The organism is Streptomyces sp. Je 1-4 4N24, assembly GCF_026239515.1.
Classification (GTDB): domain Bacteria; phylum Actinomycetota; class Actinomycetes; order Streptomycetales; family Streptomycetaceae; genus Streptomyces; species Streptomyces nigrescens.
Genome location: NZ_CP110836.1, coordinates 749226 through 771046 on the forward strand (window position 1 = coordinate 749226; position 21821 = coordinate 771046).

Annotated in this window: 18 protein-coding genes and 2 pseudogenes; 12 read left to right on the plus strand and 8 right to left on the minus strand. The window is 71.9% G+C overall.

Annotation, left to right across the window (positions count from 1 at the left end):
- Nucleotides 1-111 precede the first annotated feature (111 nt).
- Both SLV14N_RS02925 and SLV14N_RS02930 read left to right on the plus strand, forming a co-directional pair.
- Entirely contained in the window at nucleotides 112-849 is a 738-nt protein-coding gene (locus SLV14N_RS02925; RefSeq protein WP_263267883.1) for a VOC family protein, read from the plus strand.
- A 792-nt stretch (nucleotides 850-1641) separates the two neighbouring features.
- Nucleotides 1642-2334 (plus strand): LysM peptidoglycan-binding domain-containing protein, encoded by a 693-nt coding sequence (locus SLV14N_RS02930; RefSeq protein WP_263267885.1) that lies wholly within the window; start codon nucleotides 1642-1644, stop codon nucleotides 2332-2334.
- A 222-nt stretch (nucleotides 2335-2556) separates the two neighbouring features.
- On the opposite strand, the gene SLV14N_RS02935 is transcribed toward SLV14N_RS02930, so the two are convergent.
- Nucleotides 2557-2991 (minus strand): CBS domain-containing protein, encoded by a 435-nt coding sequence (locus SLV14N_RS02935; protein WP_263267887.1) that lies wholly within the window; start codon nucleotides 2989-2991, stop codon nucleotides 2557-2559.
- A gap of 168 nt (nucleotides 2992-3159) precedes the next feature.
- On the opposite strand from SLV14N_RS02935, the gene SLV14N_RS02940 reads away from it, so the two are divergent.
- Entirely contained in the window at nucleotides 3160-5205 is a 2046-nt protein-coding gene (locus SLV14N_RS02940) for a M3 family metallopeptidase (protein ID WP_263267889.1), read from the plus strand.
- Between the two features lie 110 nt (nucleotides 5206-5315).
- On the opposite strand, the gene SLV14N_RS02945 is transcribed toward SLV14N_RS02940, so the two are convergent.
- The gene (locus tag SLV14N_RS02945; RefSeq protein WP_208679588.1) at nucleotides 5316-5933 is read right to left on the minus strand and encodes a maleylpyruvate isomerase family mycothiol-dependent enzyme; all 618 of its coding nucleotides are present in this window, start codon (nucleotides 5931-5933) and stop codon (nucleotides 5316-5318) included.
- Between the two features lie 98 nt (nucleotides 5934-6031).
- Between SLV14N_RS02945 and SLV14N_RS02950 the strand changes: the two genes are divergently transcribed.
- A complete protein-coding gene (locus SLV14N_RS02950; RefSeq protein ID WP_208679589.1) occupies nucleotides 6032-7033 on the plus strand; it encodes a LysR family transcriptional regulator in 1002 nt (333 codons plus the stop codon).
- On the opposite strand, the gene SLV14N_RS02955 is transcribed toward SLV14N_RS02950, so the two are convergent.
- From SLV14N_RS02955 to SLV14N_RS02975, 5 genes are all read right to left on the minus strand, one after another.
- Nucleotides 7012-8469, minus strand: coding sequence for an SDR family NAD(P)-dependent oxidoreductase (locus tag SLV14N_RS02955; RefSeq protein WP_208679590.1), 1458 nt, complete (start codon nucleotides 8467-8469; stop codon nucleotides 7012-7014). The two genes, SLV14N_RS02950 and SLV14N_RS02955, sit on opposite strands and share 22 nt — an antisense overlap.
- A 339-nt stretch (nucleotides 8470-8808) precedes the next feature.
- Complete coding sequence (locus SLV14N_RS02960; protein WP_263267891.1) at nucleotides 8809-11529, minus strand: MFS transporter; 2721 nt, start codon at nucleotides 11527-11529, stop codon at nucleotides 8809-8811.
- Nucleotides 11526-12077: a MarR family winged helix-turn-helix transcriptional regulator gene (locus SLV14N_RS02965; protein ID WP_263267892.1), complete on the minus strand. Its 552-nt coding sequence runs from the start codon at nucleotides 12075-12077 to the stop codon at nucleotides 11526-11528. Before SLV14N_RS02965 ends, SLV14N_RS02960 begins: the two co-directional genes overlap by 4 nt.
- A 357-nt stretch (nucleotides 12078-12434) precedes the next feature.
- Nucleotides 12435-13811: a nucleotidyl transferase AbiEii/AbiGii toxin family protein gene (locus SLV14N_RS02970; RefSeq protein WP_263267894.1), complete on the minus strand. Its 1377-nt coding sequence runs from the start codon at nucleotides 13809-13811 to the stop codon at nucleotides 12435-12437.
- Entirely contained in the window at nucleotides 13808-14461 is a 654-nt protein-coding gene (locus SLV14N_RS02975; protein WP_263267895.1) for a hypothetical protein, read from the minus strand. The genes SLV14N_RS02970 and SLV14N_RS02975 overlap by 4 nt, the downstream gene beginning before the upstream one ends.
- A gap of 242 nt (nucleotides 14462-14703) precedes the next feature.
- Between SLV14N_RS02975 and SLV14N_RS02980 the strand changes: the two genes are divergently transcribed.
- The 3 genes and pseudogenes from SLV14N_RS02980 to SLV14N_RS02990 all read left to right on the plus strand — a co-directional run.
- On the plus strand, nucleotides 14704-15699 hold the full coding sequence (locus SLV14N_RS02980) for a D-cysteine desulfhydrase family protein (RefSeq protein WP_263267896.1): 996 nt from the start codon (nucleotides 14704-14706) through the stop codon (nucleotides 15697-15699).
- Nucleotides 15700-15924: 225 nt separating this feature from the next.
- Complete coding sequence (locus SLV14N_RS02985; protein ID WP_263273426.1) at nucleotides 15925-16167, plus strand: hypothetical protein; 243 nt, start codon at nucleotides 15925-15927, stop codon at nucleotides 16165-16167.
- Nucleotides 16098-16544: pseudogene (locus tag SLV14N_RS02990) on the plus strand (aldehyde dehydrogenase family protein); the annotation flags it as partial. The gene SLV14N_RS02985 and the pseudogene SLV14N_RS02990, both read left to right, overlap by 70 nt.
- Before the next feature lie 54 nt (nucleotides 16545-16598).
- On the opposite strand, the gene SLV14N_RS02995 reads toward SLV14N_RS02990, so the two are convergent.
- Complete coding sequence (locus SLV14N_RS02995) at nucleotides 16599-17525, minus strand: DMT family transporter (protein ID WP_263267897.1); 927 nt, start codon at nucleotides 17523-17525, stop codon at nucleotides 16599-16601.
- A 348-nt stretch (nucleotides 17526-17873) separates the two neighbouring features.
- On the opposite strand from SLV14N_RS02995, the pseudogene SLV14N_RS03000 reads away from it, so the two are divergent.
- From SLV14N_RS03000 to SLV14N_RS03020, 5 genes and pseudogenes are all read left to right on the plus strand, one after another.
- A pseudogene (locus SLV14N_RS03000) lies at nucleotides 17874-18179 on the plus strand (GntR family transcriptional regulator); the annotation flags it as partial.
- Nucleotides 18180-18402: 223 nt separating this feature from the next.
- A complete protein-coding gene (locus SLV14N_RS03005) occupies nucleotides 18403-19527 on the plus strand; it encodes a PP2C family protein-serine/threonine phosphatase (RefSeq protein ID WP_208679598.1) in 1125 nt (374 codons plus the stop codon).
- A gap of 20 nt (nucleotides 19528-19547) precedes the next feature.
- On the plus strand, nucleotides 19548-20072 hold the full coding sequence (locus tag SLV14N_RS03010) for a dihydrofolate reductase family protein (RefSeq protein WP_263267898.1): 525 nt from the start codon (nucleotides 19548-19550) through the stop codon (nucleotides 20070-20072).
- Between the two features lie 199 nt (nucleotides 20073-20271).
- Nucleotides 20272-21003, plus strand: a complete 732-nt coding sequence (locus SLV14N_RS03015; protein ID WP_263267900.1) for a MerR family transcriptional regulator — start codon at nucleotides 20272-20274, stop codon at nucleotides 21001-21003.
- A 191-nt stretch (nucleotides 21004-21194) separates the two neighbouring features.
- Complete coding sequence (locus tag SLV14N_RS03020; RefSeq protein WP_026170038.1) at nucleotides 21195-21485, plus strand: hypothetical protein; 291 nt, start codon at nucleotides 21195-21197, stop codon at nucleotides 21483-21485.
- Nucleotides 21486-21821: the final 336 nt, after the last annotated feature.

The following is a 21821-nucleotide window of genomic DNA, read 5'->3' on the forward strand; positions in this document are numbered from 1 at the left end:
GATGGTCGAAACACCGTGGTCGAAGGGGTCCGCAATCGCCGAGCCATACCTGCAGCAGGAGAGCCTGAATTCGCATGCTTGCCCGACGGAGGGTCACCTAAGGTGTGCGGCATGACGCTGCAACTTGTTCAGGTGAACTTCAAGGCCCGGGACGACTCGGCGCTCGGCCAGTTCTGGGCGGAGGTGCTCGGCTGGGGTGTTTCCAGCGAAGGGCCCGGCGTCACCAACCTGGAACCCGTGGGCTTCGACTGGCCGGACCCGTCCGCCGTCTGCATCGATCTCGTCCGCGTCCCGGCCCCGGAGACGGTGAAGTACCGCGTGCACATCGAGCTCGCCACCACCTCCGACGCCCATCAGGCGGAGCTGGTCGCACGTCTGAAGGAGCTCGGGGCGAAGCCCGCCGATGTGGGCCAGGGCGACACGCCGTGGACGGTGATGACCGACCCGGAAGGCAACGTGTTCAGCGTCCTGGAGCCCCGGGAGCTCTACCGGGACACCGGGCCGATAGCCGCCGTGGTCGTCAACTGCGCCGACCCACGGGCCATGGTCCGGTTCTGGGGCGAGGCGATCGACTGGACCGTCCACGAGCTGACCGACGACCGCGCCCTGCTGCGCTCCGTCAAGGGCGTCGGACCATACCTGGAGTTCCGCCGCACGCCCGACGACGAGGTCGTATGCAACCGCATCCATCTCGACGTGATGTCCGACCCCGTCGAGGATCAGGCGAGGGAGGTCGCCCGGCTCGAAGGCCTCGGCGCGATACGGGCCGACGTGGGTCAGGGTGACGTCTCCTGGGTCGTCCTGGCCGACCCGGCGGGCAACGAGTTCTGCGTCCTCGGCCGGGGCTGACGCGGAACTCCGTCCGCGCCCTCATGGCGGTGCGGCAGTGCGCGGCGCCGGGCCCGGCCTTCCCCGGCCGCCCACTCACGACAGCCTGACCCGCGCATACGGCAGGAGAGCCCCGTTTCGCGGGGGGGGCGGGGTCCGGCTGAGGAAGGCTGCTTTCCGCATCCTGGCCCGGCGGCCCGTCGCCGGGCCAGGATGCTGTCCATGGTCAGGGAGGGCCGGCCCCCTGCGGTGTGAGCGGTGGCGTGGGCAGCGGCCATTCTTGAACTGCCGCACCATCCGACCCACTTGCGACACGAGCCACATGAGGGTGCGTCGTGCAGGGCAGAGAAGCCGGTGCGAGCCGGGCGGCTTTCACGGCTTCCTGCCCCTCGTGCCGACGAACGGGCCCTGACACCACCAAGGACCCGTGCGCGGTGCATGCGTACCTGCACAGCGCGTGCACCAAGTGCGCCGGTTGCGCTCGGCGGACGCCCCCCGGCCGAGCAGGTGATCGCCGGGCTTCTGAAGGCCATGCGCCTGCGGCCTGAGGGGTGCGCCCCTGCGCGTCTGAACAGGTGCGCCGCCCGCAGGCACGGTCACGCTCCGACGGCAAGGGGGCAGGCCGGACCGCGGCGGCGCTACCGCGCGCTCTGCCGATAACAACTCGGGGCATGGTTGTCTCTTCCCCGTCGAATTCATGGCGCCGCGCGGAAATCGCAGTTCGAGCACCATTCGAACGCGATACGCCGCGTAGGCACCAGGTTTCCTGAATGACTGCCAGGCAACTGCGCGGCGAGCGACGGGAGTAAAGGCATGCAATTTCCTCAGGTATCGGAATCGACGGCCCGGAGTGAATTCCGGGGCTATGGGGCCCGGGGCATCACGGCAGCAGCCGTCCTGCTGGCGGCCGGTGCGCTGAACCTGGCCGCCGAGCGGCCCGCCGAGGCCCGGGGAGGCGGGGCCTGGGACCGCCTGGCCGGCTGCGAGAGCGGCGGGAACTGGCGTATCGACACGGGGAACGGGTTCTCCGGCGGGCTGCAGCTCGCGCACTCCACCTGGCACTCGTTCGGCGGTGGCGCCTATGCGTCACGGGCGGCGCGGGCGACCCGGGCCCAGCAGATCCAGGTGGCGGAACGGGTGCTGGCCCGTCAGGGCTGGGGCGCGTGGCCGGCCTGCTCGGCCTCGCTGGGGCTCAACTCGGCCACCGCGCACCGCACTCCGCGGAGCACCGCGGCCCGCCCCGCACCGCAGCGGCACACCGCACCCTCATCCCGGGGCCGGGTCCGGCATCCGCAGTCCCATGAGAAGCGCTACAAAGTGGGGCGCCATAGGAGTACCGGCGGCTCGGTCGTCGTCAACGCCGGGGACACGGTGAGCAGTATCGCGTACGCACACGGCTTTGGCTGGCAGGAATTCTACCGGCTGAACCGGCGCGTGATCGGCGCGAATCCGCATCTCATTTTCCCCGGCACACGACTGGCCGTGCCGCACTCCGGCGCCCACTGAGCGCCTTCTGGAATTCCCGGGTACGCCGTGGCACGGCTCTCCGGGAATTCCGCTGAAAACTCCGCACCTGCACCGCGCGGTGGCTCGCCGGAGGGGACGGGCCACCGCGGGCAAGGGTGAGGACGGCAGGGTGAGCGGTGATGAAGGGATGCGTGGGGAGGCGCGGTTGTGGGCCCGGCCGGCGGTGGCGTCGGCCCGGGCGGACGGCTCCGCTTCCCCCCGCTATGCGGTCGCGTACACCTTGCTCGCGAACTCCGCGATCTCCGCGTCGCTGAGGTTTTTGGCGAGGTTGGCCTCGGTGATCATTCCCACCAGACGGTGGCCGCCCTTGACGTCGATCACCGGCAGACGCTTGATGTGGTGCTCCTCCATCGTCTGCAGGACCTCACTGGCGTCCGCGTCCGCGTCGATCCAGTGCAGTGTCCCGCCCATGGAACCGGCCTGCACCGTCGACGGATCGACCCCTTCGGCACAGCAGGCGACGACGATGTCACGATCGGTGATAAGGCCCATGAGCCGGTTGTTGTCACCGCAGATGGGCAGGCAGCCGACGTCCAGATCCCGCATCATCTTCGCCGCGTCGTACAACGACTCGTGTGCACCCACACAGTGCGCTCCGCCGGACATGATGTCTCGGGCTCGCAGCTTGGTGGCCATGATTCCTCCTGTCTCAGGAGTGTGCTTGCTTGCCTCGCCTTCGATCACACCACGGATGCCCCGACGACGCTCACCGGGATGGCCCGGAACGCACTGCCGTGGCGAGGCGGGACCGTCTCCTGGGACGACTGCCGGACCCGGCGCCGCCTGCGGGCGTAGTGTCGCTCCGTGACGACGTCGAACCCCTTCTTCGAGCCGAGTGATCTGCCGTACGAGCTGCCGCCTTTCGCGCGGATCCGGAACGATCACTTTCTGCCCGCGTTCACCCGCGGTATGGCCGACCAGCTGGCCGAGGTGGCGGCGATCGGCACCTGCGCCGAGCCGCCGACCTTCGAGAACACCGTGGAGGCGCTGGAGCGCAGCGGTGCGGTGCTGGGCCGGGTGTGCCGGGTGTTCTTCAACAAAGTGGCGTCGGACACCGACGAGGAGATCCAGGCGCTCGAGGTCGAGATCACCCCCCGGCTGACCGCCCATGACGACATGCTGCTGCTCGACTCCGCCCTGTTCGGCCGGCTGGACGCGCTCCATGAGCAGCGCGAGCAGCTCGGGCTGGACGGGGAGCAACTACGGCTGCTGGAGCGCCACCACACCCTCCGGGTACGGGCCGGTGCGCGGCTCGCCCCCGAGCAGCAGCGTCGGCTGCGCGAGCTCAATGCCCATATCGCCGCGCTGTGCACCGAGTTCGCCCAGAACCTGCGGGTGGCCACCGCGGACGCCGCGCTGGTGCTGGACCGTGCCGAGGAGCTCGCCGGTCTGCCCGCGGACCAGATCGCGGCCGCCGCCGAGAACGCCCGGGCGCTCGGGCACCCCGGCAAGTTCGTGCTCAGCCTGAAGAACTTCTCCTGCCAGACCGAACTCGCCGCGCTGGAGGATCCCGCGCTGCGCGAGCGGCTGCTTGCCGCCTCCCTCGGGCGCGGCATCGACAGCAACGGCCCGATCGCCGTCACCCTGGCCGGGCTGCGCGCCGAGCGCGCCGCGCTGCTCGGCTACCCCAGCCACGCCGCCTGGGAGGTCGCGGACCGTACCGCGGGCACCACGGATGCCGTCGAGGAACTGCTCGGCCGGCTGGTCGCGCCCGCCGTCGCCAACGCCGAGCGCGAGGGCGCGGCGCTGGCCGAGGCGGCCGGGGTGACGGAGATCCGCGCGGCGGACTGGCAGTACTACTCGGAACGGGTGCGCAAGGAGCGGTACGACCTCGACGCGGCGGCGCTGCGGCCCTACCTGGAGCTGGAAACCGTGCTGCACGACGGGGTCTTCCACGCCGCCGGGCTGGTCTACGGCATCACCTTCACCCGGCGCCCCGATCTGGTGTCGTACCACCCGGACGCCCATGTCTACGAGGTGCACGACACCGACGGCAGTCCGCTCGGCCTGTACATCGGCGACTTCCACGCCCGCGAGTCCAAGCGGGGCGGTGCCTGGATGGACTCGCTGGTCGTGCAGTCGCATCTGCTCGGGCAGCGGCCGGTGGTGGTCAACAACATGAATGTCGCCAAGCCTCCGGCGGGCGAGCCGGTGCTGCTGACCTGGAGCGAGGTCAACACGCTGTTCCACGAGTTCGGGCATGCGCTGCACGGGCTGTTCTCCGATGTCCGCTATCCGCTGCTGTCCGGCACCCAAGTGCCCCGCGACTTCGTCGAGTTCCCCTCGCAGGTGAACGAGGTGTGGGCGGACTGGCCCGAGGTGCTGGCACATTACGCCCGGCACCACCTCACGGGTGAGCCGATGCCGGCCGAACTCCCCGCCCGGCTACGGGAGGCGGAGAATTTCGGCGCGGGCTTCCGGATGGTGGAGCACCAGGCCGCCGCGGTGCTGGACTGGGCCTGGCACACCCTCTCCGCGGACGGCGACGTACCGGGGGAAGACGAGGTGGAGGCGTTCGAGGCGGCGGCGCTGGAGCGGTACGGGCTGGCGATGGCCGCGATCCCGCCGCGCTACCGCACCGGCTACTTCGCCCATATCTTCAACCACGGCTATGCGGCGGGGTACTACGGCTACCGCTGGGCCGAGGTGCTGGACGCCGACACCGTGCGCTGGTTCCGGGAGAACGGGCGGTCGATCCGTGAGAGCGGTGAGATCTTCCGCCGGGAACTCCTCGGCAAGGGCGGCAGCGTGGACCCGCTCGCGGCGTTTCGCGCGGTGGTCGGACGCGACGCGGAAATCGAGCCGCTGCTGGCCCGCCACGGGCTGACGGCTGAGGGGCTGAGGGGCTGACGGCTGAGGGGCTGACGGGCTGATTCACCGGAGGCCGCGGGCGCGCGCCGCAGCTCCGGGGGCCGCGGCCGCTCCGTGGTGGCGGTGCGGCCGCCGGGCCGGCGCGCCGCTCAGCCGGCGATGAAGTGCTGGTACAGCTCCCCGTGGAGGCGGCCGGGCGGGAGCTTTCGGCCGTAGGCGACCAGCAGCAGGTCCTGGGCGGCGCCGGACAGCGGTGTGCCGCTGCCGAAGGACCAGTCGAGGTCATCGGCGCGGAGCTGGATACCGCGGAGATCGGCGCCGAAGAACCTGGCCGTCCCGGGGGTGATCTTGTCCAGGAGGAGGCGCACCCGGTCCTCGGGGACGCGCCGGTCGAGGCCGAGGGCGACCGTGATGTCCAGGCCGTGCACCACGTCGTGCCCCAGCGCCGCCGCAATGCCGCCGACCGGCGGCTTCCAGGGATGGTGCGCATGCTCCCGGAGGAAGCCGGCGAGTTCACGCGTCGAAGCGGCGGCCGCGTCCCTGCGGGCACAGCGGTCGGTCATCCGATGCAGGTTGCCTCCGGCCCGGAGGAGTTCGGCGGCCATCTTGGGGAGCGAGTAGCGGAACCCCATCGACATATGTGCCACGACATCCCGCACCCGCCAGCCCTCGCACAGCGTCGGCGCGTCCCACTGCCCGGCCGGCAGACCGTCCAGCAGGGCCGCCAGTTCCCGGCGTTCGGCCGCGATCGCCGCCTTGATGTCCATCGGGGTTCTCCTCTCGAAACTGTCTCTGGTTCCAAGGATCTTGCTCGCGTCCTGATAAGTCCAAGAGCTTGCCGTTCTGCTCTCTAGAATCACGGGTTATGGAACTTCGGCAGCTGCAGTACTTCGTCACTGTGGTGGAAGAGGCCAACTTCACCCGGGCCGCCGCCCGGCTGCATCTGGCGCAGCCGGGGGTGAGCGCCCAGATCCGGCAGCTGGAACGGGAGTTGGGGCAGCCGCTGCTCGACCGCTCCGGCCGTTCGGTGACCGTGACGGAGGTGGGCGGGGCCGTCCTGACCTATGCGCGGGCCGCACTCGCCGCCGTCGAGGGAATACGGCAGACCGTGGACCAGTTCAGCGGGCTGCTCCGCGGCCGGGTCAGAATCGCCCTGCTCTCGGGCAGCGGCAGCCACCGTTTCGACATGGCCTCCCTCCTCGCCGATTTCCACGACGCTCATCCGCAGGTCGAGATCTCCCTCACGGAGGACACCTCGGATCGGATGCTCACCGCACTGCAGCGCGGCACGCTCGATATCGCCGTGATCGGCCTCATGGACGAGGAACCGCCGCCGGGTACGTCCTGCCAGGTCGTGGTGGACGAGCCGCTCGTCGCCGCCGTCGCGCCGGACGACGCACTCCTGACACCGGACGCGGAGCGGACGGGCATCCCGCTGGCCGCGCTCCGCGACCGCGCCCTGATCAGCCTGCCGCGCGGTACCGGTCTGCGCGGAGTGCTCGAACGCGCCTGCGCGGAGGCGGGGTTCCGGCCCCGGATCGCCTTCGAGGCAGCCGCCCCGCAGGTGCTGGCGCGGCTCGCGGCGCGTGGCCTCGGGGTGGCCGTCGTCCCGGCGCTGCCGGCGGACGAGGCGGCCGCCGCCGGGCTGCGGACGCTGGAGATCACCGCACCGCGGCCGCGCGGCCGGGTCGCCCTGGCCTGGCGGACGGAAGGGCCAGCCGGCCCGGCCGCCAGGGCCCTCCTGGGACGGTTGCGCACCGCGCTCCCCGTGGTGGGAACGGGTGACGACGGGGCGGTCACCGGACGTACCGGGGGCGCCCGCCAGGCGACGGGCGCCGCGCCGGATCACCAGGCCGTGGGCGCGTAGTCCTTCAGGAAGCAGCCGAACAGATCCTCGCCGAGCTCACCGCGGACGATCGGGTCGTACACCCGGGCCGCTCCGTCGACCAGGTCGAGCGGGGCGTGGAAGCCCTCGTCGGCCAGCCGCATCTTGTCGGGGTGCGGACGCTCGTCGGTGATCCAGCCGGTGTCCACGGCGGTCATGAGGATGCCGTCGGTCTCCAGCATCTCCCGTGCGCTGGTGCGGGTGAGCATGTTCAGCGCCGCCTTGGCCATATTGGTGTGCGGGTGGCCGGCGCCCTTGTAGCCGCGGCTGAACTGGCCTTCCATCGCCGAGACGTTCACCACGTACTTGCGGCGCGCCGGGGCCGCCGCCATCGCCGGGCGCAGCTTGCTCACCAGCAGGAAGGGCGCGGTCATATTGCACAGCTGGACCTCCAGCAGCTCGACCGGGTCGACCTCGTCGACCTTCTGGATCCAGCTGTTGGTGGCGTGCAGATCCGGTACGAGCCCGCCGGCGTCGATCGCGGTGCCCGCCTCGATCCGGGCGGGTGTGGCGGAGCCGGTGGTCAGGGCGAGGGCGGTGAGGTCGGCCGCGGTCAGCGCGCCGGAGGTGCCCGCGGCGGAGAGGGCCGCGGGGGCGCCACTGCCGAAGTGCCCGAGGACGAGGGAGGCGGGCAGTTCTCCGGGGGGCAGCGGGGCGGACTCGGCGGCGATCAGCTGTCCGTACGCCTCGGGCGACCGGCGCACGGTCTGGGCGGCGTTGTTGATCAGAATGTCCAGCGGGCCTTCGGCGCTCACCGCGTCGGCGAGCGCGATGACCTGGGCCGGGTCCCGCAGATCGATGCCGACGATCTTCAGCCGGTGCAGCCACTCCGCGCTGTCCGGCATCGCCTTGAAGCGACGGATGGCATCGCTCGGGAAGCGGGTGGTGATGGTGGTGTGGGCACCGTCGCGCAGCAGGCGGAGCGCGATATACATGCCGATCTTGGCCCGGCCGCCGGTGAGCAGGGCGCGCCGGCCGGCGAGATCCGTGCGGGCGTCGCGGCGGGCCCGGTTCTCCTTGGCGCAGACCGGGCAGAGCTGGTGGTAGAAGGCGTCGACCTCGACATAGCGGGACTTGCAGGTGTAGCAGGACCGGGGCCGCTGCAGGATGCCAGCGATCTCCGTGGCCACGGAGCTGGTGAGGGCCAGACCCTGGGTCTCGTCATCGATCCGGTCGGGCGCGCCGGTCGCCGTGGCCGCGGTCACCGCCCTGTCGTTGGCGGTCTTGGCTGCCCGGCGTTCCTGCCGGCGCCGCTGCTTCACCGTGCGGTAGATGCCGGCGGTGGCGCGCCGTATGGTGATCGCGTCCGGGTGGTCGACGGGCAGCGTGTCGAGCTCCTCCAGCACGCTCAGGCAGACCGCCATCCGCTCCGAGTCGATACCCGTGCCATCGGCCCGGCCTGTTTCGGTCACCGTCATCGCCGCTGCCGCTTCCCTGGGATCGTGTGTTCTATTCAAGCTTCGGCGGAACTGTACGTAGGCGGGGGCTGCTGCGCCAAACCCGGTGGGAGCGCTCGGGCCGGCCAGCGGGGTGCCGCGCCGTGCCGGCCCCGGGAGCGGAGCGGCCGCAGCGCCCGTCGGGATCTCGGAAGCGGGCCGTCACGGGAGCCCGGCCGGAGCCCGGCCGGAGCCCGGCCGGAGCCCGGACCGGCGGCATCGGCCGGCGCGCCGACGCGGCATCCGGCGCCACCCCGGTCATGACGAGGGCCCGGCGCTCAGGGCGCGCCGGGCCCTCGTCATGCCGCATACCGCCGGCCGTCACCGCACCGGGTCGTGGCCCAGCTCGATGTCGAACTCACCGTGTCCGGCGGCCTCCAGGCGCAGCGGGGTGGCCACCGGCGGGTAGCCGCTGGCGATCAGGGTGTACTCGCCGCTGTCGAGGTCGGTGAAGACATACTCACCGTCCTGACCGCTGGTGGCGGTGCCCACCACGTTGCCTGCCGGGTCCAGCAGGGTCACCCGGGCGTCGTCCACCGGGCTGCCGTGCGCCGTGCGTACGGTGCCGCGGACCTGGGCGCCGGGCGTCAGCCGGACCTCGTACCAGTTGCGGTTGCCGGAGGTGACCTCGACCGGGAGGGCGGACGGGCGGTGGCGCTCGGCGCTGACCGCCAGGGTGTAGCTGCCGGGGGCCAGTTCACCGAAGGCGAAGCCCCCGTCCTGGCCGGCCACGCCGGACGCCACGACCTCGCCGGTGACATCGGTGGCCACGACGAGCGCGCCGGGCACCGGGGCGTCGCCCTTCTCCGCGCGGACCTCGCCCGAGAGGCCGGCCGCGCCGCCGAGGGCCAGGTCGAACGACACCGGCTCACCGCTCACCACGACGGTCACGGCCTGCGGCTGCCGGGCCCCGGCGGAGCCGATCAGCACATAGGTGCCGGCGCCCGTCGTGGGCAGGACGTAGCCGCCGTCGGCCGCGGTCGAGGTACGGCCGAGCTGCCGGCCGTCGACGCTGATCAGAGTGACCGCGGCCCGCGCCACCGGCCGGCCGTCGCCGTCCCGTACGGTTCCCCGGATCTCCGGCCCGGTCGTGCCGATTCCCCGGTCCGCGGGGTGCGCGGAGGCGCCGGAAAGGGCGGGGACGGGGGCGGCGCCCGGGGCGCCGGCTGGGTCGGACGCCCCTGACGACCCGGATGACCCGGATGACCCGGATGGCCCGGTCGGCTCGCTCGGCGTCGGTGTGACTGCCGCATCGCCGGCACCGGCCGCCGCCGCATCCGCACCATCCGCCACCCCGTCGACGGCGTCCGTCGCACCACCGGCAGACTTCGCGGACTTCGCCGCGGCATCGGCCTCGGCCTCGGCGTCGGCCTGCGCACGGGCCTGCAGACCGGAGATCTGCCGCAGTGGGACCTCCTTGATGAACCACATCAGCACGAAGGCCAGCGCGACGACGATCGCGCCCATGAGGAAGACCGTGTGCATCGATTCCGCGAAGCCGCGCTTGAACGGCTCGGCCAGCCTCGGGTCCAGGTGCTGGATGAACGACGAATCGCTGAGCACGCCCGAGGAGTCCGCGTTGCCGGGGTGCTTGAGCATGTCCAGCACGGGCTTGTTGGCGGGGTCGTGCAGCACCGCGGGGTCGTGCAGCGCGGCCTGGAAGCGCTCGGTGGACACCGCGTCCTCGAACGCCGCGGAGATCTTGTCACCGACCGTGCTGAACAGCACCGACAGGAAGACCGCGGTACCGGCGGTGGCGCCCATCTGCCGGAAGAACGTGGACGAGGCGGTCGCCACGCCCATGTCCCTCGGCGGCACCGCGTTCTGCACCGCGAGCACCAGCGTCTGCATACAGCCGCCCAGGCCGAGGCCGAAGACCAGCATGTAGATCATGGTCTCCCACAGCGGGGTGTCCCACTGGACCCGGAAGTGGAAGAGCAGCATCGCCGCGATCATCAGCGCGGTCCCGATGATCGGGAAGATCTTGTAGCGGCCGGTCTTGGCGGTGATCTGGCCCGACGCGATCGAGGCGATGAACATGCCCGCCATCAGCGGCAGCATTTGCAGACCCGAGCTGGTGGGGCTGGCGCCCTTCACGATCTGGAGGTACTGCGGGATCATCAGCATCCCGCCGAACATGCCCATACCGATCAGCACGGACAGCACACTGGTCTTGCTGAAGGTGCCGTTGCGGAACAGCCGCATCGGGATCAGCGCGTCGTCGCCGATCCACCGCTCGACGAAGATCCAGGCGATGATGCCGACGACACCGGTCGCATAGCAGGCAATCGACCGGGAGGAGTCCCAGCCCCACTCCCGGCCCTGCTCCGCGACGAGCAGCAGCGGCACCACACCGACGGAGAGGGTGAGCGCTCCCCACCAGTCGATGCGGTGATCGCGCCGGGTGTGCGGAATGTTGAGGACCTTGGCGACCACGAACAGCGCGATGATCCCGATCGGTACGTTGACCAGGAAGACCCAGCGCCAGCCGGTGATGCCCAGCAGCTGGTCCTGCCCGGCGAGGGCACCGCCGATCAGCGGCCCGGCGACGCTGGACGTGGCGAAGGTGCCCAGCATGTAGCCCTGGTAGCGGGCGCGTTCCCGGGGCGGGACGATGTCACCGATGATCGCCAGTGCCAGCGACATCAGACCGCCGGCGCCCAGGCCCTGCACCGCCCGGAACGCGGCGAGTCCGGTCATCGAGGTGGAGAAGGTGCACAGCACCGACCCCACGACGAAGATGGTGATCGCCGCCAGGTAGTACGGCTTGCGGCCGTACAGGTCGGACAGCTTGCCGTAGAGCGGCGTGGCGATCGTCGAGGTGATCAGATACGCGGTGGTCGCCCAGGCCTGCTGGCTGAGGCCGTGCAGATCGTCGGAGATGGTCCGGATGGAGGTGCTGACGATGGTCTGGTCGAGCGCGGCAAGAAACATCCCCAGCATCAAACCGCTGAGGATGGTGAGGATCTGACGGTGACTCAGGACTCCTGGTCCGGATATCTCCTCGGTTCCCGCCCCGGGCGGGGAGGTGGCGGTGCTCATGTACGTAGCTCTCCCTGCTCCACGGCGGCACCCTGGTCTCCCCCGGGACCCAGCCGTGAGTGTTGTCGTTCTGCCATGTCCTCGTTGAGACGGCCCAGCAACCGGATCAGGTCGGCCCGGTCCTGGGGAGACCACGGTTCGAGAAGCGCGGCCAGTTCCGCGTCACGCTGCCCGCGGTAGTGCGCGAACGCGGCGCGCCCCGCCTCGGTCGCGGCCAGCAACGACCCGCGGCGGTCCTCCGGATCGGGCCGACGGGTCACCAGGCCCCGCTCCACCAGTGAGCGCACCTGACGGCTGACGGTCGACAGATCGAGGAACGCATCGGCGGCCAGATCGGTCGCCCGCTGGTCCCCGCCGACCACCAGCCTTGCCAGCAGCACCCGGTCGGCAGCGCCGCCGTCGCTCTTGGCACGCTGCTTCCAGGCCGCGATCAGCCGCGAGAAGCGGACGATCTCCGTCCCCAGCCCGGCGGCCGCCTCGTCCAGCCCTGATGAGGCGGTGACCTGCGGGGCCGCCTCGTCACAGGCATGGACCGTGCCCTTGCTCATCGTCGTGATCCTTCGCGGTGATGTTGTCGGCCCGTTGCATACATTGCTTGTATCCAGCAAGCATAGCGGCCGGAATCCGCTGCTCCGCACCGCCCAACGCCGGTTCACGGGCGCGGGGATGGGGGGTGCGGAGGCACGGGGCCTGCCCGTATATGCTCCGCCACGCCCCCCGTGTGCTCTTCGTCATCGAGGCGGACAGCATCAGCGGCACGGGGTAGGACGCGTCGCCCGGGGCGGACCGGGACCGCGGTGCCGGAGTGGAGCGTCGGTTTCCGCGGGCCCCCGGCGACGAATGCCCGATCAGCCCGGTGCGCCGGACCGTCCCCGCTCAGCCCGGTGCGCCGGTCCCGTCCCCGCTCAGCCCGGTGCGCCGGTCCCGTCCCCGCTCAGCTGCCGCACCACCTCATCCGGGTCGCCGAGCAGCCACGGCCGCCGGGCGACCGTCGGATGGTCCGTGCGGAACGCGGCCACCACGGCGGCCGCGGCCGGCAGGGCACATCGGTCACGACCGGACACCTCCCGTGTGACGACGACCGCGTTGTCGAACGACGCGCCCCACTCCAGCAGCAGGTCCTGCACCGCGTCCATGCCCCGCTCGGCAAGGACGCCCGCGCATTCCGCGGTGAACGACTCGAACCAGGCTGCCCGTTGCTGGTATGCGGCGGTGGCGCCACTGCCGTCATCCGTCGCGAAGGTGGGCTCCAGAGCCGTCACAAGGCGCTGGACGTACTCGTGCTCCACGGACGGGCCCTGTGCCGTGAACCCGGTACGGTCCGGGTACTCCTTGCGGAGCTCGGACCAGTCGCGTTCGATCCCGTAAAGGGTCTCCGGCAGCACCGGATTCCGGTCGAAGACGCCGCCGTCCACGCCCCGGAACACCTCACGCAGCAGGGGAAACGGCAGCTCGGTGCTCTCCGCGAGCAGCACGGCGTCGTAGAGGTCCTTGCCCTCGGGGTGCATGTCGCTCACCAGCCAGAGCACCTTCCAGGCGAGCGACAGCGCACGGGTCGCCGCGCGGACCACCACCGGTGCCGTGCCCTGTGGTCCGCGGATCCCGGTCGGCTCCGCGGGCGCGGGCAGATGCTCGTTGAAGACGAAGTCGAGCTGCACGCTTCCCGCCGGTACACCGTCGGCCACGGCCGTCCACGGGATGACGAGCCGCCGGCCCGGCACCCGGTCGTACGACCAGATCTCGTCGCCGACCGCGGCCCGCGCGTCCAGACGTACCGGACCGCCGCGGTGGGACAGTTCCTCGGCCGCGGCGGCGATGCCGTCGAGCATCCGGTCCGTACGGTCGTCCGCGAGCTGCCAGGTCTCCGGCACCACGACGAAGTCGAGATCCCCCGGCTCGCGCGCCGCGTCCCCGAACCACGACGCGAGCAGCATGCTGCCGCGGAGGACCAGGTGGCCGGCCCACGGGGACTGCGCGATCGCGGCCAGCACATGATGCAGCGCATGCCGCCGCGCCGCGTACCAGCGCGCGCCGACCGACGCGTCCGCGAAGCTCGGCTCGCCCAGGCGCATCCCGAAGACATGGTGGGCCGCCGCGGGGTCGAACACCGGGCGCTGCACCACACCGTCGTCCGGTACGGGAAGCAGCGTGGCCGGCAGATCCATCTGCGCCCGTGTCGCCTCGTCCGGCCGGGCCCGGGGCACGACCGCCGTGTCCGCCCACGGTCCGAACTGGAACTCCCGCCACTTCGCCGCCGCGCCCGTCTCGTCGGTCCCCGTCATGAGCCGTTCCTCTCCCCCGCCACTGCGTAATCCTCGTCCAGCCAGCCCGCGTCCAGCGCCAGATTTCCGTCGTGGACCACGAACTCCCGCTCCACGGAGGCTATCCGGTGTCCCGCGGCACGCAGCCGGCCCGACAGGGCATCCAGCCGCTGCCCCGCGGTCGCCAGGCCCACCCTCCGGCACCGCTGGGTCACAAAGCGCTCCACCCGGCCGTCGGACCGCGCCCGCCGTGCGTTGCGCGAGAGGTGCGCGCCGTGCGCGACGGCGAGGGCGAGCAGGGAGCCGACGGGAGCGGAGGGCGCCAGTACCAGCTTGAGGTGATGCTCGAAGTAGTAGTCGGGGCCGAGCTCCGCGGCCTCCTCGTCCGTACCGGGTACACCGTCGCTCCACGGTGTGGCCTCGATCTTCGTCCGCACCACGTCGAACCCCGCGGCCCGCAGCCCGTCCGCCTTCGCGACGGCCTCGGCCCGGACCTCCTCGTACGTCCCGGCCCCGTGCAGTGTCAGCATCGGCTGCGAGGGCACATCGCCCTGTTCCAGCAGGATGTGGACGCACTTCATGTGATGTGCCGCCGCGTAGGCGGCCAGTTGCCCCGCCGCCTCGTGGTCCCCGTCGTCCCGGACGGTGAGATGCACCTCGAACTCCCCCACGAAAGCAGGCCTCCCGGCCGCTTCGGCCCTGCATCCGGGCACTGTCGCCCCGCCACTCGTTCGCATCCCAAGATGGTCACACAGCATCCGGCGGCGGTGCCGTGGTGCCGTCCGCCGGGCTTGCTCCAGGTGACGGCGGGGCTACGGGAGGGGGCCGCCCGCTGATCGGGGCCCGGAGCCGGCTACGGCATGGCACGCTGGCCGGCGGACCGGCACCGCAGGGCAGACGGAAGGACATGACGATGAGTTCGGACAGCGGCACCCCCCGGCGGGCAGCGCTCGCGACCTGGCCGACCCCGCTGGAGCCGGCGCTGCGGCTGGCCCGCGCGCTGGGGCTCGGCGCGGAGGACCTCTGGGTCAAGCGCGAGGACCTCACCGGTCTCGGTGGCGGCGGGAACAAGGTCCGGAAGTTGGAGTGGATCTGCGGTGCGGCGCTCGCCGAGGGCGCCACGACCCTGGTGACGACCGGCGCCGCACAGAGCAACCACGCCCGGCTGACCGCGGCCGCCGGCGCGCGGCTCGGGCTCGATGTGGTCCTGGTGCTGGCCGGTGCGGCCGGCTCCTCGACCTCCGGGAACCTCGTCCTCGACGGCCTCTTCGGGGCCACCGTCGTCTGGGCCGGGGAGGTAGGGGGCACACAACTCGCTGCCGCGGCGGAGGAGGTGGCCCAGCGGCTCCGGCAGCGGGGAGCCGTCCCGGCGCTGATTCCGCTGGGTGGTTCCAGCCCGCTGGGTGCGTACGGCTATACCGAGTGCGGGCGCGAACTCCTCGGCCAGGCCCCTGACCTGGACACCGTCGTCGTCGCCCTGGGATCCGGTGGCACGATGGCCGGCCTGGTCGACACCCTCGGCCCCGGGAAGGTGCTCGGCGTCGACTGCGGCGCGGTGCGCGACCCGGCGGGCACGGTCACCGGTCTGGTCACCGCGCTGTCCGGCACCGTCCACGCACCGGAGACCCTGCGTCTGCGACGGGAGCAAGTCGGCGCCGGTTACAGCACATTGACCGAGGAGTCGATGGACGCGCTGACGCTGGCGGGCCGTACGGAGGGCATCGCCCTCGACCCGGTCTACACCGGGCGTGCGCTGGCCGGACTGCGGGCGGCGGTGCGGGACGGAAGCGTGGCTCCTGGGCAACGCACCGTCCTGCTGCACTCCGGCGGGCTGCCCGGTCTGTTCGGCCACCGCGACGCCGTCGCCCGGTGCCAGGAAGCGCTCACGGTCCTTCCGATCCACGAGTGAGCACGGCGGGGCGGACGCCGGCCGGGCCAGGGCACCGGGGACGCGGTCACCCGCCTGAGCCGCCCCGCGTCCGGGGCCGGGTCTCCCGGCGGGACCGCTGCCACGGGCCGCCGTGGGGCCGTACGACCGTCCGGCCCCACGGCGGCCTGCCCGAGGAGGAGGTCAGATCTCGGGGAAGGCGTCGGGAACGCCGAGCGTTCCCGCGACGGCCCGCCAGATGGCCGCTTGAGCGGCGGGGAGGTCGACCCGTGGGTCGCCCAGCATCAGCCGGATACCGAATCCGTCGCCGACGGCGGCCGCGTCAGCCTGTCGATACGGCCCGAGAAGATCTGGCTCTCCGACTTCGAACCGGGCATGGCGCTGGTGAACGGGGTGGTCCGGGAGACCGTCTACTCCGGAACAACGCGGCCCAACTGGGCTCCGTACAGGCCTTGTTGGGTCGTCTGCCGGCGCATGCCGAGGTGGTGACGGGAGGTACGGCACCGGAGCGACCGGGCTGGTTCCACTCCCCCACGGTCGTTGCCGGAGTGCGCCAGAGCGACGAGATCGTGCAGGAGGAGATCTTCGGCCCGGTCGTCACGGTGCAGCCCTTCACCGACGAGGCCGAGGCCCTCCGGCTGGCGAACGGGGTCCGCTTCGGGCTGGCGGCGAGCGTGTGGACCGGCGACCATGCGCGGGCGATGCGGGCCACCCGCGCCCTGCACACCGGGATCGTCTGGGTGAACACCCATGGCACCACGGTCTCGGAGATGCCGCACGGCGGGGTCAAGCACTCCGGCTACGGCAGCGATCTGTCCCTCGCGGGCCTGTTGGACTACACCCAGGTCAAGCACGTCATGCTGTGAGGCGGCGGCTTCCGGGCGCGGCCGTGCCCGAAGGCTGTGGGCCTCGCGCGGCGCTCAGGTGTCCACCGGGCCTGGCTCCGGGCCGCTGTCGCGGGCGGCGGCCGGTGCCTTTTCCTGAGCTCCTGTCAGATCCTGGGCCAGTGTGACGCGTGAGAGCAGCACGGCGCCCCACAGGACCAGCGCGATGCCCACGCATTCGGGCAGCAGCCACCAGCCGGTACGGACCCGTTCGTCGTACAGGGTGACGCCCAGCGACAGGCTCACCAGCGCGTCGCCGAGGGTGAGAACGGGCTGCGAGGCGGTCAGCGGGCCCGACTGCATGGCGTTCTCCAGGAGGAAGATGGCCAGTACGCCGGTGGCGGCGAAGCCGTAGGTCTGCCAGGTGCTGAAGAACGCGGCGGGGCCGCCGGTCTGCCAGGCGTGGGTGGCGTCCTTCAGCATGGCCGCGGTCAGGGCGTACCCGACCGCTGTCGCCCCGGCGAAGCAGGCGGCCCGCACGCCGCCCGCTCCGCGGCGGAGCGCGGCACCGACCGCCGTGACCATCACCGCGGCGCAGACCACCAGGGCGGGCACCCAGCGGTCGAAGGGGGCGTGGGTGGTGCCGATGGTGGGCGCGGCGGCGGCGAGGGCGGATCCGAGTCCGACGACGAGCAGCCCCACACCGATCCAGCCGGAGCGGGAGATGTGGCCGCCGAGCAGGACCCGTCCGATGAGCAGGGCGAGGGGCAGTTCGAGGACGAAGAGGGGCTGCACCACCGACAGCGCGCCCTGCGACAGGGCCAGCGCCTGGAAGCAGGCCGCGGCGACGACGGCGAGCATCCCGCCGAGCCAGACGGCACGGTGCAGCAGATCGATGAGCAGACCGAGGCGCAGCCCGGCGGACAGCGGCACCGTACGGGCGGCGCGCCGCTGGAGGACCGTGGCCAGCGCATTGCTGGCCGCCGCGAGCAGTGCGAACAGCACGGCCGGCCACGTGGCCACGGCCCACCTCCTCGTCGGCCACCCGGGCACCCGGGCGGGGCCCGCGCCACGGTGTCGGGCGGCGGCGGGGCGGCGCTGTACCGGTCTTCGACGCTATCCGGCGGCCGGCCCGGACCGCCCGGCGACACGGGCGCCGGAGGGCCGCATTCGCTGGGCCGGACGGATGCTTCCCGCCTGCCGGGGTGACTGATCCAGGGTGCCGGGCGAGCGTCTCCCGGGCTCCGGGCGGCTGTCCCCGGGGTGGCAGATCTTGTCGCCTCAGCCGCGAACCACCAGGTCACAGCCTCGTCGCACCCGGCGGTAGGTGGCGCAACACTGCGGCAACACCACTGGCCGGATCTCGTCGGTATGGTCCACCGCATGCCAGCCGAACGCACCCGCCAGCACACGACCCCGGTAGCGGCCGCACGCCGTCGCCGGCTCCGCGCTGACCGCGCCCGGCAGCTCGCCGACCTGCTGCGCCACCAGGTCCTCGGGGGCGGCTTCCCCGGCGGCGTACTGCCGCACGAGGAAGTGATCGGCGCGGACTACGGCGCGTCCCGCAACACCGTCCGCCAGGCCCTCGATCTGCTGCGCGCCGAACAGCTCGTGGAGCGTCAGCCGGGGGTGGGCACGGTGGTGGTGTGCCAGAAGTACCCGCATGCGGTCGACCGGCATGTCCGCGCCTACGCCCGGCTCGCGACGAAGGGGTGACACGGCCGCGGGGCGTCCGGGCCGTCGGGCGGCATCCCGGTGCACCACACCCCGGCGCATGGCGTGCGGCCCCCTGACCGGGCGCCATGGCGACGACCGCGACGCCCACGACTCCCGCGGTATAAAACAGCCCAAAACAGGCATATTCCTGCTAGCCGACATGGACAGCTGGTCAGGAATGCCTATGCCCTCCCTCTCCCCCCGATGGCCCCGATACGTCGAGTTCGCTCCGAGCGTCCTGGTCGCCGGAGGGCTCGTCTGGGACGCGTTCTCGCCGGCCGACTACTGGGGCGACCCGATGCTGACGGCGGCCAGCGTGACGGCCGGTGCGCTGCTCTCCCTGCGGCACACCCTGGTGATCGGCGCCGCCATCGTCGGCGGTGTCTTCGCGCTGACCGTGAAGGACGGCACGGCCGGCGACATCGTCGGCTACCTGGAGCTCATCAACACCCTCTTCGCCGCGCTCATGGGGGTCGGCGTCAACCGGGTGATCGCCCGTCACGGACGCCGTCTGGACGTGGTGCGCTCGGTGGCGGAGGCCGCCCAGCGCGCCGTGCTGCCCGCACCGCCGGAACGCATCGGACCGCTCTCGATCGCCGCCCGCTACCAGGCCGCCCAGAGCGAGGCCCGGATCGGCGGCGACGCCTATGCCGTCCAGCGGACCCCGTTCGGTGTCCGGCTGCTGATCGCCGATGTGCGCGGCAAGGGACTGGGCGCGGTGAGCGCGGTATCAGTGCTGCTGGGTGCGTTCCGTGAGGCCGCCGAGGAGGAGCCGGACCTCGCGACGCTGGCCGACCGGATGGAGCGGGCCCTGCTGCGGGAGAGCGAGCACACCTCCGAGGAAGACCGGCTGGAGGGCTTCATCACGGCCCTGCTCTGCGAAGTCCTCCCGGGGGCCGCGGGCCTGCGGCTGCTGAACTGCGGCCACCCCGCGCCCTACCTCTGCCACGACGACGAGGTCCGCGCCCTGGAGGCCGGCGATCCGGGGCTTCCCCTGGGGATGGGCACTCTGGGAGTGGAACGGACCAGCCCGGCCGACCGGCCGTTCCCGGTGGGCAGCACGCTGCTGCTCGTCACCGACGGGGTGACGGAGGCCCGGGACCGTACCGGACGGTTCTACGATCCCGCGGCACAGCTGGCGAGCCAGGGCCCGTTCCGGGGGCCACAGGACGTGATCGACCGCTTGGTGCGGGACGTCGAGCGCTGGACCGGTGGGCCGCGCGACGACGATATGGCGGTCCTCGCCCTCACCCGGCAGAGGGAGGGCCGACTGCGGGTCCCCCGTAGTGGGAGCAGCCCCGACCACTGAGGGCTGAGGTGAAGGTCAGCATGCGGGACCCGATCGTCACCGAGAACATCACGCTCGCGCATGCCCTCATCACCACCGGACTGGTCGACGAATACCGGCTGTTCGTCCGCCCGGTCGCCCTGGGGCATGGCCGGAGACCGTTCGCGGACGCAACCGGCAAGCCCTGCCTCGGTGTGTGCGACGACTGCCATAAATGTCCGTCACCGCTCCGCGCCCGCCGCCACATTGCGTCTTTTCCCCGGCCCTTTGGGATTTTCTTCGTGTGCTGCAGAAAATCCGGGGTGGGAGATGAGATGATCAGTCAGAGCATCAGCATCCGCACCGAGCGATCCAACGCTCCCGCGCAGATCGGAGTTGATGTGTCCGACAACAGATCAACCCTGCTGAGTCAGCGCGCCGCCGTTATTTTCCTCCTTGGCGCCCTCACCGCAATCGGCGCCGGCGTGCTCACCTTCTTCAATGGCGGCACCCCGGCTTCCTCCACCCTCGTCGGCGGCGCCGCCTTCGGTGCCGCCGTGACCTTCTTCCATACGGTCATCGACTGAGCTTCGCCCAAGTCCCGGCGCCGGCACAGCACTCGGCGCCGGCATCCGCACCTTCAAGTTTCTCCCTGCTCTCGCTTGAGGGGCTTCAGGGATGCCGGTCCCTGGATACAGGTGTGAGCTGGGAAATCAGCCGCTCCCGCACAGCCCGGAACGGGTAACCTTCAAATTCCTGGAGGACCTTCCGGGGGGAGGCGGGCCGATGGGCAGTGCGGAAGCGGGGCTCCGCCCGGTCGATCTGGCGCGTATGGCCGGGGTCTCCACCCAGCTGATCCGCAACTATGCGGACGCCGGCATCCTGCCGCCGGCCCCGCGCACCCCGGCCGGCTACCGCACGTTCGGCTCCCGCCACCGTCGCGCGCTGCGCACGTACGGGGTGCTCACGCGGGGATACGGGCCGGGTACCGCTCAAGCGATCATGCAGGCCGTGCATGCGGAGGACATCAGCCAGGCGCTGGCGCTGGTGGACGCCAGGCATGCGGCACTGCATGAACAGCGGCTCTCTCTGCAGGCGGCGAGCGAGGCGCTCGAAGCGCTCGCGGGACAGGCTCCGGATGACCCGGCGGTGCCACGGTCGGGCCTGCGGATCGGGGAGGTCGCCGCCCACCTGGGGGTGCGTACCTCTGCCCTGCGGGTGTGGGAGTCCGCCGGCCTCCTGGCACCACGGCGTGACCCGGGCACCCGGTACCGCAGCTACCGCGCCACCGACGTCCGGGACGCGCGGCTGATCACCATGCTCCGGCAGAGCCACTGTCCCCTGGAGCGGATTCGGCCGGTACTCGACGATCTCCATCACTCGGGCAGCAGCGACGCCCTGCGCACCGCGCTCGGACCACGGCAGGCCGAGCTCACCCGGCGCGCCACCGCGATGCTCGAAGGGTCCGCCGCCCTCCACGCCTACCTCACCGGGGACGGACCGGCGGAGGCGGGCTGAGCGCCGCGCAGTGGTCCGACGGCCCACGGTTCCTGAGCGCGGGACCGGCCCGGCTGCGGGGCCCGGCCCAGTCTCTGCCGCCTCATACGGAATCCGCGGCACCGCATGCGGTGCGCCGCCGCACCTCAGGTGCCAAACTTGAGACACCGCGCCCGGCCGCCAGCCGGGGCCCTTGCCGCCGAGGGGTGATCATGACCTGGGCATCTTGGACCACTGTGGGGATCCACGCCCTACCTGGCGCGGTTCGCACCGCGGAGATCGGCGTGATCAACGGAGACCTGACCATTCACACGACCTGGTCGGAGAACCTGGCCCATGTAGCTGTGCAATACACCGGGTCATCGGACTGGTACACCATGGCCGGCAGCCCCGTCCCGTGCGATTCCGAAGAGGCCAGCCGCACCTTCCACCAGGCCGTCGTCGAAGCCGTACGCGGCGGAGAGCGAGCCGACGCCTCCCTCGAGGAACTCTTCCATCACTAGGGCATCGCCCTGACCCGGCCCGGCACGACCGATGCCTGCTCCGGCTCAGCCCGGCAAGCGGTCGCCTCCCCCGGCCCGGCAAGCGCGGCCCGGCGAACGCAGCCCGGCGCGACCCGGGGCCGGTCCGGCCACTGAAGAGCGCCCCGGACCGCACCCCCGGAGGCCCGGCCGCGGCGGCGCGGACCGCCATGATCTCCCCTCACGCAAGGGCCCTCCCCCACATCTGAGCCGCATGGACGGCCGTCGCGCTGCCGCGCCGCCGCGCCGCCGCGCACGAGCGTGACATCCGCCAATTCGCCCCGCCTCACCGGCAGTACCCCTCACCGCGGGCCAACG